Source organism: Parasphingorhabdus sp. (assembly GCF_039939955.1).
Lineage (GTDB): Bacteria > Pseudomonadota > Alphaproteobacteria > Sphingomonadales > Sphingomonadaceae > Parasphingorhabdus.
Genome location: NZ_JBDVHS010000005.1, coordinates 16,216 through 30,886, shown reverse-complemented (window position 1 = coordinate 30,886; position 14,671 = coordinate 16,216). Strand labels below are relative to the sequence as shown.

Here is a 14,671-nt window from a genome sequence, read left to right as displayed (position 1 = left end):
CTTGAAAATAGGAAGCTGTCTTCAAGCTACGGAAGATTCGCCAATTTCCTTTAGATGGCGCACGACCATGTCTTCACGACCAGCGCCATCTGCCTTCGGGTTTAATTCTGATTCATCGATCCAGCAGAGGTCTTCCATTTCCAGCACCCGGCCATCATGAGCGCGCATGTTGATCTGACCAATGGGCAGGCGATCACGCGAATCGCATAATATTGGATTGGACGGCACGCCGGTTTCCCACTTTTCACCCCATTGCCGAAGCGCAATCATGGTCGGCAACAGGTCCTGCCCTTTGTCGGTTAACCGATATTCGACCTTCCGTTTGTCATGATCACAGGGGCGCCGGGTCATAATACCCGCTTCGACCATACGGGTAAGCCGATTGGCTAAGATATTCCTAGCAATACCAATTTCGCTCAGAAAATCCTCAAAATGCCCAACACCATTGAGCGCTGCACGCAATATCATGAAGCACCAACGCTCGCCGATCACTTCCAACGAGACGGGTAGGCTGCATTCATCGCCTGGTAGGCTCGATAGATTTTCTCTGATTTTGTCCATGTTTCCGTTCCTAAACCAGTTTTTTGGCAAGTGGGAAAAAAATATAAGTTTTTAGTTGCAACTTAAAACTCATTAATCTAAGTACTGATTTGCAACCTAGATTGCAACCACAAATTTCTTCCCCTTGGTCGTCAAATGGCGACCCAGAAACTAACTGAAATGAAAGGAAATATCATGCTTCTCTCCCAAAGCCCGCTTCGCGCATCCATTGTCTTTTCCATTGCCGCGATGACATCCCTCACGCTGTTTACCGCCACCACTGCTGAAGCGCGTAGTGTACCTGTCGCCTATACAGCAGAGTTACAGGCACCCGTTGAAGCTTCTCAGGAAATCATCAGGGGCACTGTCATTCGCTGCGCTGGTACCGAATGTATTGGTCCGAAAAGCGGCTCCTCTCCCCGGACCATCTGCGCCAAGATCGTTGATGAGTTCGGTCCGGTCGCCAGTTTCGCCTATAAAGGCAAAGCCTTTGACGCCGAAGCGCTCGCCAAATGTAACGACTAACATCATCTCCCTATCCTGATCGGCCCCTCTCTCCCAAAAAGCAGCTTGCTCTATGGTCCCCGCCGATCAGTCTGAGCGCCGAATTCCAGCCTCTGTTCCGTTCCCCCGGACATAAGAGCTGGCTTCGGCGCTCTTTTTTGTTGCCCCAGCCTCGAAAGAGCGACATCTTCCAAATATGCTGAGGCAATATGAACTGGTGGAACGGGTCCGATCCTATGATCCCGATGCAGATGAAGATCTGATCAACCGCGCCTATGTCTTTTCCGTACAGAAGCATGGCAGCCAGAAACGCGCGAGCGGCGATCCCTATTTTAGCCACCCTATCGAGGTCGCCGGCCTGATGACCGACCTCAAGCTCGACCAGCAAACGATTGTCACCGCGCTCCTTCACGATACGGTGGAGGACACGCTCACCACGTCTGAAGAAATCCAGAAGTTATTCGGCGAAGAAATAGCAAGACTTGTCGATGGTGTGACCAAGCTTTCGAAGATTGAGGCGCAGACCGACAATGAGAGAGCGGCGGAAAACTTACGCAAATTCCTGCTCGCAATGTCCGATGATATCCGCGTCCTGCTGGTAAAACTCGCCGATCGCCTGCACAATATGCGGACCCTGCATTTCATCAAGAATGAAGAAAAACGTCGGCGGATTGCGCATGAAACGATGGATATTTATGCGCCCTTAGCCGAACGAATCGGCATGTATGAATATATGCGCGAGATGCAGTTGCTCGCGTTCCGTCATATGGAGCCGGAAGCCTATGACACCATCACCAAAAGATTACAGGCTATTAAGGAGGGTGATGACGGCCAGGTCGAGCAGATATCCCTGTCCATTCAGAAGGCATTGAAAAGCGGAGGTTTGGCGGCGGAAGTCAACGGGCGGGAAAAACATCCTTATTCAATCTGGCGCAAGATGCAGGAACGGCACGTCAGCTTTGAACAGCTGACCGATATCATGGCATTCCGGGTCGTTACCGACAATAGCGCCGAATGCTATCGGGCGCTCGGTATCCTGCACGAGAAATGGAAAATGGTTCCGGGCCGGTTCAAGGACTATATTTCGACGCCCAAGCGCAATGGATATCGATCCATCCACACAACGCTCATGCATAGCAATAATATGCGCGTGGAAATTCAAATCCGCTCACAGCATATGCACGAGGACAATGAATATGGTCTCGCTGCGCATTGGGCTTATAAGCAAGGCAACAGGCCTGATGGACAGGCTGGCTGGATTCGCGATCTGGTCGAAATCCTCGATCAGGCGGGAGATGCCGAAGAACTGCTCGAACACGCGCGACTGGCCATGTACCAGGATCGAATTTTCGCGTTCACGCCTAAAGGCATATTATTGCAAATGCCGAAAGGGTCGACGACCGTCGATTTCGCTTATGCCGTGCACACCGATCTCGGCAATCAGGCGGTCGGCGCGAAGGTCAACGGTCGACATGTGCCGTTGCGTACCCAATTGCAAAATGGCGATGTCGTAGAAATCCTGAAATCCAAGGGTCAGGAACCGCAGCCGGGTTGGCTATCCTTCGTCATTACCGGCAAAGCGCGGGCAGCCATCCGCCGCAACGTGCGCTTTAAAGAACGCGATGAGATGATCGCCATTGGCACCGAACTTTATGAAGAAATCATCGAACGATTGCCGGGTAAAATAGGCAAACGCGCCATGAAGGCCGCCTTGAAACGATTGGATATGCAAGAGCCTGATCAATTGATGATGGCGATCGGCACCCGCCAACTCAGCGACCGCGAAGTAATGGAAGCGATCAGCCCGGGCAGCGTGAACGACAATGACGACGAACGGCAATGGCCCGAACAGGACCGCGCCATTTCGATCAAAGGTCTCACCCCGGGCGTCGCTTTCAATCTCGCCGAATGCTGTCACCCGGTACCCGGTGATCGTATCGTCGGCTTACGACGCAGCGGCGAAAATGTAGAGGTTCATACAATCGATTGCCAAAGCCTCGCCGATGGCGTCGATGCAGACTGGGTCGATTTAAGTTGGGGTACCGAAAGTGATGGCGCCGCGGCACGGCTATGCGTGGTGCTACACAACAAGCCCGGAACGCTTGCGGAAATGGCCGGGATTTTCGGCTTTCACAATGCCAATATCCTGAACCTGCGTCTGTCCCAACGCGATGGACCATTCCACACGTTCGACGTCGATCTGGAAGTGCACAATGTCCATCATCTGATGCGAATATTATCCGCGCTGCGCGCATCAGAAGCGGTCGCCCAAGCCGAGCGAACCTAAGTTGAATTTTCAGATATTTTAGGGAGCGGGCGGTGGTCCGCCGGGAAGACCCTGCGCTTGCATCTGCGCCCGCAGCTCTTCCATCTGTGCCGCCGAGATAAAGTCGAGCAGCGTCACATCAAAAATCAGCAGGCTGTTCGACGGGACCAGTTCGCCGGGAGAGGCTTCGCCATAAGCAAGGTCAGATGGAATCCAAATCCGATATTCTCCGCCCTTCTGCATCAGCTGCAGCGCTTCTGAGAAACCGGGAACGACTCCGCCAACCGGCATCGGCGTTTGTTCATTGGCATCGAAAATCGTGCCATCACGCAACGTGCCTTCATATTTGACCAGAGCCGTATCCGTGGCCGAAGGCGATGCGCCTTCACCGGGCTTGATCACCATATATTGCAGACCGGATGCCGTTGTTATGACGCCGTCCTCGTCCGCATTGGCGGCTAGAAACTGTTCATTGGTAGCACCGTTCACGACGACATCCTGCGTTCCGGAATATGCGAGAGCCAGTGCGGCAATCGCAATCAGAGCAACCCCGATCCAAATCTTGATCAGAGATCCCTTTTTGATGGGGTGAATGGGAACCGTCGTAACAGACATCAGCAGGCTACCTTATAATCGTGGTGCCGAAGCGCTTAAATAAGACCGTCGCGTTCCATCCGCTTGCGGTCCATCTTGCGGGCACGGCGTACAGCAGCAGCCTTTTCACGAGCACGCTTTTCAGAAGGCTTTTCATAGTGACGACGAAGCTTCATTTCGCGATAGACGCCTTCGCGCTGCAATTTTTTCTTGAGCGCCCGGAGGGCCTGATCGACATTATTGTCGCGAACCATGATTTGCATAAGACTGAGTAACTCCGTTCAAATTTCGTAGCGGGCCAGAAGCAATTTCTGCTGGCCTGAATTAATGTAAAAGCCATAAAAAAGGGTTTGTAGCAGAATCAATCTGCTTCAATCTCGGGCCGCCTATCAATTTCTTGGTACGGAGGCAAGCTTTTCCACGTTTTTCTAGCACGAATGACAGGAGCTTTGCATTCGTCTTTTGGCGGCTTTGCTATAGAAAGCCAGAACAATAAGGCATCAGCCGATTCGAGGAGAGAGAAATGGCCACCGCGATCAATGTCCAGTCCAGTTGCAGCGAAGAAGAATGGAAGGCGCGCCAGCGGCTTGCCGCTTGCTACCGTATTTTCGCCTATCTTGGATGGGACGAGATGATTTTCAATCATATCACGCTAAAAGTTCCTGGCGAAGACGATGCCTTTCTGATCAATCCTTATGGTCTACATTTCAGCGAAGTCACGGCCTCCACACTGGTCAAAATCGACATCGACGGAAACACGCTGGATGGCTCAACCTATCCGGTCAACAAGGCCGGCTTCACCCAGCACAGCCTGTTTCATCGCGAACTGCCAGACGTCCATGCAATCATCCATACGCACACCACCGCAACCATGGCGGTGTCCGCCGTGGAAGGCGGGTTACAGCCGATAAACTTCTACGCCGCCGCGATCGTTCCGCGCCTCGCCTATCACAAGTTTGAAGGCATCACGGTGCATGAGGACGAAGGCCCGCGCTTTCTCGCCAGCCTAGGCAAGAAACGGATGATGATGCTGGAAAACCACGGACCGGTCGTGATGGGCAGGACGCTGGAGCAAGCATTTCTCAACCACTGGGTGCTGCAACGTGCCTGCGAAATCCAGATGCAGACCCTGTCGATGGGCAAGCCGGTGATGATCGGTGAGGACGTGATCAGGAAGCATCTCGACAATCTGTCGCAGGCCTCGATTGATCCGCTGCAGCAGGGCGTTCCGGAATTTGACGCAATGGTGCGGTTGGTGGATCGCGAAGACAAAAGCTGGCGCGAATAATATTCGAAAGTCAATCCTTTGAAACCGATTGACAGGTTGACCTATTCTGTTAATTGATCGCGCATGTTTACAGTTCAACGCCTCACGCTACGATATCTAAGTTTGTCCTGACGGACCAAAGTCCGTCTTATGGATGGGCTGGGTATGAGTGAACCCAAGAGACTGTAAATCTCCCGATTAGATATCTGTGAAGGTGCAAATTCCTTCCTCATCCACCAACGAACATTCGGCTGTAGCACATTCGACGGTGCGCTGGTTTTAGATACAACGAGTTGAAAGTTCAGACCTCCCCGACGACTCCACATTGAGAAAAACATTCCTCTTGGACAATTGCTATTAGTTTCGGCTATTCAGCGTGCCTATGACCAAATTCACCGTCAATGATCGTCCGGTAGAATATCGTATGGACCCGGCGACGCCGCTGCTCTGGGCGTTACGCGATGCATCCAATCTCACGGGCACCAAATATGGCTGCGGCACCGGTGATTGCGGTGCTTGTATGGTCGAAGTTGACGGGGAGGCGATCCGGTCCTGTCTGGTTACTATTGGCGAACTGGAAGGTCGCTTTATCACCACGATCGAAGCACTATCGCGCGATCGCAGCCATCCCGTGCAACAGGCATGGGCCGCGGCCAACGTCCCACAATGCGGCTTCTGTCAGTCCGGCATGATCATGGCGGCGGCGGTGCTGCTCAAGAAAAATTCCAATCCATCAAAAGATGAGATTGATGAAGCCATTACCAATATCTGCCGCTGCGGCACCTATCCGCGTATCCGCGAAGCCATTCAGCGCGCTGGACGCGTGGCTCGAGGAGAAACGGTGCTCAGCGCAGCGCCGCCGCCGGGCATTGATCCCGAAGATGCCGCAAAGGCAGTACCGGCGCTAACGCCCAACAAATAAAGGGCGCGATAAGCACGCGAGCCTATTGCAGAATGGGAAACCCGTCGTCAGGTCGGGTTCCACCCAAATTTCTTACCAGACTAGAACCGGCCGGTGATCGAGAAACGCGCATTGAGCGGCGCGCCCACGGTCGTCTGATGCGTGCTGTGAGAGCTCGGGAAATAGACCGTGTCGGTCAGATTTTCGATGTTGACTTGCAAGCGCAAATTTTCAGTGACATCGAAATGCGCCGACGCATCAATTCGGGTATAGGCAGGCAGAACCGCGCTATTCCCGTTGTTAACAAAACTCTCATCCTGATGGGTCAACCCCAGACCGAAACCAATGCGGTCGGATATTTGAATAGCATTCCAGATTGAAAATGTATTTTCCGGAAGCTCGCGCGGACGCAGTCCTGTCGGTCCGGTGCGATCAACTTGCTCTCCATCAAGATAGCTATAGCCAGCCGAGACAAACCAGTTTTCGGTCACTTGGCCGCGAAGCTGAAGTTCAAATCCGCGAATATCCGAATCGATAACATCCAGAGTAGAAGAATCACCATCATTTGGTTGTGGTGAACTTTGCTCAATTTCGAATATGGCGGCGGTCAAGCTCAAGCCCTGCTCAAAGTCCCATTTAATCCCCGCTTCCAAATTGGTAAATGTATCGGGGGCAAGCGCATCGTTGCTGCCATTGATATTCGCATATTGCTCTCCGCTACGCGGCAAGAAGCTTTTGCTATAGCTTGCATAGAAAGAGACATTTTCCTGTGGCTTGAAGACGAGGCCCGCCCGCGGCGAAAATTCTTCGTCTTTCCGGGTCCGGATATTTCCGGCCGGCACGTTGTTCACGGTAATGTCAAAACTATCAAAGCGCCCGCCCAGCACAACGTTCAACCAATCGGTCAATTTGATCTCGTCCTGAATATAGAAAGAGAAAACATCAATATCGACGCGCGTGTCGTCGTTGAGGATATTCGGGCTGGCAATATCGGCGTTGGCTACGGTTGGATCACCAAAGATATTGATGTTCGGACTACCATCAGCGCGTACGCCAACACCGCCGCGAAGGCTTAATGGGCGAGCGATCAAGAAGTTTGTTTGATCGGTGCGCGTTCCTACAGCGGCCTCCGCTTCCTCAGCAGTCAGTCCGGTTCCGATGAGTGCTTGAATTTCAGCAGCTCGGTCAGCTCCTTGTGCAGACCAAAACGCATTCAAACGATTCTGGTCGGATGAGGTGCTGATATACTCGCCACCAAAGATCAATGTGTGACCGAGACTGCCGGTTTCAAATTCTCCAACGAGATTACCCGACAGAATCAGATTCTGGCGCTCCGTTGTGTCCACATAACCATCAAGCGTAACCACGTTGGGCGTATTCGCCTGATCGTAGCCTGAAGCGTAAAAATTCGAGTAGACTTTATCATAGTCGCCATAAAATGCGCTAAAATTGCCTTTGAAATTGTCCGAGAATGCATGCTGCAGGTTCGCTCGCAACAGATGGGCTTCCAATTCGGTAAAGTTGAGTTCCGGATCACCGAAAACAACATTTCGCAGGGTGGAAACCGGACGACCGTCTGTACCGGTTGGAATGCCGCGATCTATGAAGCGTTCATGGTTCGCATATTCATAGGACAGATCGAGCGTTGTATCGGAATTCACTTGCAACCGGACAGTCGGGTTGAAGCCGATACGTTCACCGTCGTAAAAATCGCGATGGTTGTTCAGGCTCTCATACATTGCGTTGACGCGGATTCCGGCATTTTCACCAGCGGCGAAGTTGACGTCGCCTTGGACGCTGAATTCACCGAACGTATCGATGGCGACCTGCCCTCCGCCAAAAGTTTCGCCGATCGTGCCTTTCTTGGTAACGCGATTCAATATGCCGCCTGTGCCGCCACGGCCAAAGAGGAGCGCGTTCGGACCCCGCAATATTTCGACCTGCTCCAGATTATAAAGACCGCGATAATATTGCACATCGTCACGAACCCCATCGATATAGAAATCGGCGGTTGAACGGACGCCACGAAAAACGACCGCGTCGCGATGGCCTTCACCCTGCGTGTTATTCACACCAGGTGTGTAGTCGATGATCTGACCAATGCTGGTATACCCACGCTTCTTGATCTCGTCAGCCGTCACGATGGACAGGCTTTGAGGAACGTCGATGATAGGAGTCGGCGTCTTAACAGCATTTATCTGATTCGAATAAAGCACGTCACCCACCACGACGATATCATCGCTGCCATTTTGCGATTCCGCCTCTGCCGCATGCACAACGGTCGGAACCATCATTGTGGTGGCCAAAAAGGCGGATATGGTCTGGCTTTTGAACATTTAAAAATTCCCTAGGTCGCAATTTTTGAGATTCGCGCTCAATATAGTCGCGCTGCTAGTGAGAATGATTTGCATAAGCAACGAGATAAGGTCAAAATTTGAGATTTTCCTTGCAGTTGGGAAATGATGATGTTTTCTGGCAACAGAATTCAGTCTTTAAGGATGATAAAATGCAAGCGACTATCTGGCACAACCCCAAATGCGGCACGTCGCGCAAGACCCTGGCGATCTTGGAAGAAGCGGCTGACGTTGAATTGACCGTGGTTGAATATCTCAAACAACCGCCAACCCGTGCCAAGCTGGAACAGCTATACCGCGATGCTGGCATGACCCCGCAGGAAGGCCTACGCGTTCGCGGCTCACCGGCTGAAGAGCTGGGGCTGACGCAAGATGGCGCGACGGCCGATCAGATTTTGGATGCGATGGCTCAGGAACCGATGCTCATCAACCGTCCACTGGTCGAAACCGCCAAAGGGGTCAGACTGTGTCGGCCGCAGGAGACCGTGCAAGAAATACTCTAATATGATCCGCCTATGGCGGATTTGACGCCTATTCCGGGAAAGACCATGTCGGTAATCGCAGTATACAGCATGAAAGGCGGCGTCGGCAAAAGCTCCACGGCGGTGAATCTCGCCTGGAATAGTGCCGTCAACAGTTCCCGACGAACCTTGCTCTGGGACCTTGATCCACAAAGCGCCGCTTCGTTCCTCCTCAAAGGGAATCGTTCGAAAAAGGATCGGGCCCACGCCATGGTTGCTGGCACTGTTAAGCCAAGCAAGCTGATCAAACATACCGAGATCAAAAATCTGGACCTTTTGGCAGCGGATGTCTCCCTGCGCGGCCTGGACCGGCTCTTCTTTCAAATCGACAAAAAGAAGCATCTGGGGAAACTGCTTAAAGAAATGGGCAAAAGTTATGACCGGATCATCCTGGATTGCCCGCCAGGTTTGACCGAGACCAGCGAGCAGATCCTGCACAACGCAAAAATTGTCATTGTGCCGGTTATTCCATCACCGCTTTCGGAGCGCGCCCTTACCGACGTACAGCTATTTCTGGACAGTAGCGGAAAAAAACATGCACCCTTGCTACCGGTTTATACAATGGTTGATCGGCGGCGCACGACCCACAAACAAAGCTTGGCCCGCAAACCCAGTTGGCCCGTCATCCCGATGACAAGCGCCGTTGAACATATGGCAAAATTGCAAATGCCTATCGGCAGCTTTGCGCCACGCAGCCCCGCTGCGCAGTCCTATGCCAGAATTTGGCGCGGCATCGAAAAAAGACTGGCGAAAAACTAGACGGGATTGATGGTCCTATGCGGACTTTTTATCATATTCCTGCCGCTTGGCGTTAAAAGCGCCAAACAATCCCCGGGCATCGTCAGCAACCAATGGGCGACCAAAATAATAGCCCTGAATTTTGCGACAACCCAATTGTTTGACCATATTCACTTCTTCCAATGTCTCGGTACCCTCGGCGGTCGTGGACATTCCTAAAGAGTCGGCCATCGCCACCACAGCACGGATAATCGCAAGGCTTTCCGGCGAGTTTTTTGCAGCCCCTTGAACAAAGCTGCGGTCAATCTTGATCGTCGTGAACCGTGTTTTTCGCAAATAGCCAAGCGATGAATAGCCGGTACCGAAATCATCCAGCGACAGGTTGATCCCCAGCCCGATAATCCGATCTAGCATTTCTACGGCACCTGTGCCTTCTCGCATGAAGATACTCTCGGTGACCTCGATCTCCAATCGGCTAGGGGGAAGTCCACTCGCCTCTAGCGCCGAGACAACCATAGGAAGAAAGCTCGGTTCAACCAGTTGATCGGCGGAAACATTCACCGCAACCTTGACCGTGGATGGCCAATTCATTGCTTCCTTGCACGCCTGCCGCATCACCCATTCACCCATCGAAACGATCAACCGGGCATCTTCCGCTAGCGGTACGAATCTCGCCGGTGAAACCGTTCCAAATTGGGAACTGGTCCAGCGCAGCAGTGCTTCAAAACCAACAACGCCACCGGAATCGGCGCTAACTACTGGCTGATAGTTCAACGACAATTCGTCATTTTCTTCTGCTTTGCGCAGGGCCATTTCCATGACCCGCCGCTCTTCCGCCTGCACATGGAGTTTCGGTTCATATTGATTATAGGCTCCACCGCCCTGATCTTTGGACCGATAAAGGGCAAGGTCAGCGCTGCGCATCAACATTTCGACGGTGCGACCATCACGAGGGCCTATCGCCGCCCCGACGCTAGCGCCTATGTAGAGCGTATGCCGATCGACCTCATATGGTCGCGACAATGTGTCTATGATTTTTTGGGCCAGTGATTCCATATATTGCGTATCACTCGCGTCTTTGACGACTATCGCAAATTCATCGCCGCCCAGCCGACCACAAAGCTCATTATCGGTCATGATGGACCGCAGTCGATCAGATACGCGCGCCAAGAGCCGGTCGCCCACCGGATGCCCCAACGTGTCATTCACCGCCTTGAAACGATCCAGATCGATCATCATGAAACCACAGCGGCCGTTCCATTTCTCAACTGTTTCCAGCACATCTCCAACTGTTTCGGTCAGCTGCAAACGATTTGGCAAACGAGTCAGCGTATCAAACCGCGCCATATTGGAGATTTTATCTGCCGATTCTCGCTGCTCCGTTATATCGGATCCGACACCCCGAAATCCGTGAAACACACCACTGTCATCGACTTTGGGGGAAGCAGATAATTCCCACCACCGGTTCTCACCGTTGATCTGAACAGGCACCAATATATCGCTGAAACTATCGCGCCGTTTAAGCTTATCCGCCAATTCGTGGAGAGCGTCCGAGAATTTTCCGCTATCCCACGATTCGCCTGCAACCAGTTGCAAGAACGGCTTGCCTTCGATCTCATCCGAGGGCAGTCCGATGGCGCGGGCAAATCGCGGAGAGACATGCGTAATACGCCGTGATGTATCTGTCTGCCAAAGCCAGTCCGCACCACTATCCTCAAATTCCTTGAGCAGCAGGCTGACCACTTCACTTTTCTCGTTCAGGCTGGCTTCCGCCACTTTGCGGTCCACAAATGACCGGCCGGTCATCAGGCAGGCGGTAATCAGCAAGAACGCGATCGCCACCGAGGCCACGGCCACATGCGTGCTACCGACGTGATACCAGCCAAAAGCCAAGGCCGCACTCGAAGATGCAATGAACAAAATGCTGCTGAGCGGGATCGCCGAAAACTTGATCGCGGAGCCCACCATCAGACAGATTATAGTGGCCCATACCGGTACGATCGTCATAATATCGGTATTGAATGCAAACATCAGAAAACCGGCGCCCCAAAGTGAACCGCCGGCTAAAGAAATGAGATAGACCATCGCCGTCGCACCGCGAGTGATCGTCTTTCGCTGCCAGGTCGACTGTCTACGGAACAGGAAATGAGAATAGAGATATAGCGAGAATAGTGCCGCCATCCAGAGACCGAGGTTCAGACCATCGACCCGACCAATTCCCCACTGCACGGTTAGAAGACCACATAGGATCACCGCGACGATTTTCAGTAGACTAAACTCATGGACACTGTCGAACTGGAGTGCACGAACGCGCCCCCAATCGACCCCTGGGGGATCGGACAGGCCTAGTAAAACGCTCAACGGGATGTCCCGCGGCAAGCCGGGTTCGTTTACAATATTTTTCACCGCTCGTCTTTAGGACGAAAACCTTAGCGAAAAGTAAGTATGGACTTATATTTTTGAGCAATTCCCGATTGCTAAAAAACCAACGGGATTAGGCGGCTACTGCATAAGGCTGAATGTCGCCAGAAAGGTAGAGATTTCGGGCCTTTGCGCGACTCAATTTTCCAGAACTGGTCCGCGGCAAAGTCCGCGGTGGCACCAGTTCAATCACGCAATTCATGCCGGTAATCGACCTTACCTTCTCCCTAATCTCGTTCCACAGCCGCGAACGCTCAATCTCGTCCGAGGTCCGGCACTGGACAAGAACAGCAGGCGTTTCTTCACCGCCCTGCGTCGTAATCGCGAATGCGGCAATATCGCCAGCCTTGAAACCAGGCAATTGTTCGACAGCCCATTCGATATCCTGCGGCCAATGGTTTTTGCCGTTGATAATGATCATATCCTTGGCGCGACCGACGATATAGAGATAGCCGTTCGAGAGATAACCCATGTCGCCGGTATCCAGCCAGCCGTCGATCAGACAAGCATCGGTCGCTTCCTGATCCCGATAATAGCATTCCATAACTGCCGGGCTTTTCATCCAGACTTTACCCACGTTTTTCTCGGCCAGTACGGTTCCGTTTTCTTCACGGATTTCCAGCAAGGTGTCGCGCACCGGCTTGCCACAATTGACGATAGCCCGGAAACGTTTCGGGCGACTGCCATCGCTCTGCTTCTCTCCGGAAAGTTCGGTTTCTTCCACCAGTTCCACTTCCATCCCTTCGCCCGATGGCATCAAGGTCACCGCAAGCGTGGCTTCAGCCAGCCCGTAGCTCGGCAAAAAGGCTTTGGCGTCAAAGCCGGCGGAGGCGAAGGCATTGGTGAAGCGCTGCATCACATCTGGCCGGATCATATCCGCGCCATTGCCCGCGAGCCGCCAACGCGACAGATCGAACCGGTCGTCAACATTGGTCTGGCTGCCAATCCGCCGCGCACAAATTTCATAACCGAAGGTTGGCGAAAAGCTGCACGATGTTCCCGGATTGCGCGTGATCAGGTCGAGCCATGACAAAGGCCGCCGCGCAAAGTCCGACGTCTTGAGATAATCGGTCGAAACCTGGTTCGCGACCATTGACAGGAAGCAGCCGACCAGACCCATATCATGATAGAAGGGCAACCACGAAATACAGCGATCGGTGCTGTTGATCAGCATTCCATGGGCATGCGATCCAAGATTATGCAACAACGCCTCATGCGAAACCGCAACGCCATGCGGGAACCGGGTGGAACCGCTAGAATATTGCAGATAGGCAATATCGCTGCTGTTTGCCTTGGGTAGCTCCGTATCGGGCGCATCTTGCTCAGCGAATTTATCCCAGCCAGAAACAGGAATAGAACGGGTTTCACCGGCCGCGCCTGCCAGTTCCGCAATTTCGTCTGGAAACAGCAAAAGCGCTGGGTCACAGCTGTCCAATTGCACACCAATCTGGTCGACATAACTCTCTTTACCGCCAAAAGAGGTCGGCAATGGCAGAGGGACCGGAAGCGCACCGGCATAGACCGTGCCGAAAAATAATGCACAAAACTGAGGCTCGGTATCGGCAATAAGCGCAACCCGATCACCGGGCTTGATGCCAAATGCAATCAACCGCTTCGCCGCCGCGAGCGCATCTTCACGCAGTTCACGGAAAGGATAGACCCGAACCAAAGCGGCACGAGCATCGTGAAAGTTAAAACCCTTTTCCCCTTGGGCTGCGTAATCCAACGCATCTCCCAATGTATCAAAATCAGAGAAACGTCGGGGAAGTTCATCCAAAGTCGGGGTTGATGTCAGTTCGGTCATCCAATATCCATTTCCGGAAGGTCCAGCCTTCCTAAAAACCAATCTTCGTCTTCCGGTAAGGGAAATAGGCCTTTTTTGACCGCCCTTTAACCGCTGTTACGAACGTCTTTGATAAGTTCTGGCGTTTAAATTTCGGCCCGACTGTGGCACAAAAAGGGCAAACGTCATAATTGAAGGTCAATCCTTTGAAAAACAACGTTAAAACGTTAACTCAAGAGAGCTTGAATCGGCTCGCTTTACGCTATGTCGAACGATATGCAACGAGCCGTAAAAAATTGGCGGGATATCTACAGCGAAAAATTCGGGAAAGGGAATGGCAAGATGACGCACCTCCTGCGGTCGAGGAGTTGGTGGAACGGTTCGCTGCTTTGGGCTATATTGACGACGCATTATATGCGCAGAGCAAAGCATCATCCCTCACCCGTCGCGGCTATGGGATGCGCCGCGTCTCGCACGCGCTTTATCAAGCCGGTATCAGCGAAGCGGATGGACGCGAAGCCTTCCAGATCAGTGAAGAGAATAAATGGGCCGCCGCCGACAAATTTGCCCGCAAACGGAAGATCGGTCCATATGCCGAAGACCAACAGGAAGCCGAGAAATGCCGCAAGCAATTGCAAGCTTTTCTCCGAGCGGGTCATGATTTCGACGTGGCCTCCCGCTTTGTTTTCGCCAAGCCTGGCGAGGAAATATTAGCGGAAGACTAACTCTCGTTTGTGCAAGTGAATTGACCCACTTCATGCCCGGAATCGCCAGTTTAAGAT

At 52.7% G+C, this 14,671-nt stretch carries 13 protein-coding genes; 7 read left to right on the top strand and 6 right to left on the bottom strand.

The genetic code is table 11. The features are described 5' to 3' along the window. Positions 1-21: 21 nt before the first annotated feature. Complete coding sequence (locus ABJG22_RS05380) at positions 22-561, bottom strand: helix-turn-helix domain-containing protein (RefSeq protein ID WP_348019227.1); 540 nt, start codon at positions 559-561, stop codon at positions 22-24. A gap of 174 nt (positions 562-735) precedes the next feature. Between ABJG22_RS05380 and ABJG22_RS05375 the strand changes: the two genes are divergently transcribed. Further along, positions 736-1,065 carry a hypothetical protein gene (locus tag ABJG22_RS05375; RefSeq protein ID WP_348019226.1) on the top strand — a complete coding sequence of 110 codons (330 nt, stop codon included), beginning with the start codon at positions 736-738 and terminating at the stop codon, positions 1,063-1,065. 175 nt (positions 1,066-1,240) lie between these two features. Continuing rightward, positions 1,241-3,331 carry a bifunctional (p)ppGpp synthetase/guanosine-3',5'-bis(diphosphate) 3'-pyrophosphohydrolase gene (locus ABJG22_RS05370; RefSeq protein WP_348019225.1) on the top strand — a complete coding sequence of 697 codons (2,091 nt, stop codon included), beginning with the start codon at positions 1,241-1,243 and terminating at the stop codon, positions 3,329-3,331. A gap of 18 nt (positions 3,332-3,349) precedes the next feature. Here the strand turns inward: ABJG22_RS05370 and ABJG22_RS05365 are convergent, their stop codons facing one another. Both ABJG22_RS05365 and rpsU read right to left on the bottom strand, forming a co-directional pair. Continuing rightward, positions 3,350-3,925 carry an FKBP-type peptidyl-prolyl cis-trans isomerase gene (locus ABJG22_RS05365; RefSeq protein ID WP_348019224.1) on the bottom strand — a complete coding sequence of 192 codons (576 nt, stop codon included), beginning with the start codon at positions 3,923-3,925 and terminating at the stop codon, positions 3,350-3,352. A 35-nt stretch (positions 3,926-3,960) separates the two neighbouring features. Beyond that, on the bottom strand, positions 3,961-4,167 hold the full coding sequence (gene rpsU, locus ABJG22_RS05360) for a 30S ribosomal protein S21 (RefSeq protein WP_067197663.1): 207 nt from the start codon (positions 4,165-4,167) through the stop codon (positions 3,961-3,963). 260 nt (positions 4,168-4,427) lie between these two features. On the opposite strand from rpsU, the gene ABJG22_RS05355 reads away from it, so the two are divergent. Then, on the top strand, positions 4,428-5,192 hold the full coding sequence (locus tag ABJG22_RS05355) for a class II aldolase/adducin family protein (protein ID WP_348019223.1): 765 nt from the start codon (positions 4,428-4,430) through the stop codon (positions 5,190-5,192). A 361-nt stretch (positions 5,193-5,553) separates the two neighbouring features. Continuing rightward, complete coding sequence (locus ABJG22_RS05350; RefSeq protein WP_348019222.1) at positions 5,554-6,093, top strand: (2Fe-2S)-binding protein; 540 nt, start codon at positions 5,554-5,556, stop codon at positions 6,091-6,093. Positions 6,094-6,173: 80 nt separating this feature from the next. Here the strand turns inward: ABJG22_RS05350 and ABJG22_RS05345 are convergent, their stop codons facing one another. Further along, positions 6,174-8,408 carry a TonB-dependent receptor gene (locus ABJG22_RS05345; RefSeq protein ID WP_348019221.1) on the bottom strand — a complete coding sequence of 745 codons (2,235 nt, stop codon included), beginning with the start codon at positions 8,406-8,408 and terminating at the stop codon, positions 6,174-6,176. A 170-nt stretch (positions 8,409-8,578) separates the two neighbouring features. Here ABJG22_RS05345 and arsC point away from each other — a divergent pair, with 170 nt between their 5' ends. Both arsC and ABJG22_RS05335 read left to right on the top strand, forming a co-directional pair. Further along, positions 8,579-8,929, top strand: coding sequence for an arsenate reductase (glutaredoxin) (arsC, locus tag ABJG22_RS05340; RefSeq protein WP_348019220.1), 351 nt, complete (start codon positions 8,579-8,581; stop codon positions 8,927-8,929). Between the two features lie 12 nt (positions 8,930-8,941). After that, positions 8,942-9,706 (top strand): ParA family protein, encoded by a 765-nt coding sequence (locus ABJG22_RS05335; RefSeq protein ID WP_348019219.1) that lies wholly within the window; start codon positions 8,942-8,944, stop codon positions 9,704-9,706. A gap of 15 nt (positions 9,707-9,721) precedes the next feature. On the opposite strand, the gene ABJG22_RS05330 is transcribed toward ABJG22_RS05335, so the two are convergent. Together ABJG22_RS05330 and ABJG22_RS05325 are read right to left on the bottom strand one after the other, a co-directional pair. Then, on the bottom strand, positions 9,722-12,091 hold the full coding sequence (locus tag ABJG22_RS05330) for an EAL domain-containing protein (protein WP_348019218.1): 2,370 nt from the start codon (positions 12,089-12,091) through the stop codon (positions 9,722-9,724). A gap of 88 nt (positions 12,092-12,179) precedes the next feature. Next, positions 12,180-13,910 carry a fatty acyl-AMP ligase gene (locus tag ABJG22_RS05325; RefSeq protein WP_348019217.1) on the bottom strand — a complete coding sequence of 577 codons (1,731 nt, stop codon included), beginning with the start codon at positions 13,908-13,910 and terminating at the stop codon, positions 12,180-12,182. A 221-nt stretch (positions 13,911-14,131) separates the two neighbouring features. Between ABJG22_RS05325 and ABJG22_RS05320 the strand changes: the two genes are divergently transcribed. Then, positions 14,132-14,614, top strand: a complete 483-nt coding sequence (locus ABJG22_RS05320) for a regulatory protein RecX (RefSeq protein WP_348019216.1) — start codon at positions 14,132-14,134, stop codon at positions 14,612-14,614. The last annotated feature ends 57 nt before the right edge of the window (positions 14,615-14,671 follow it).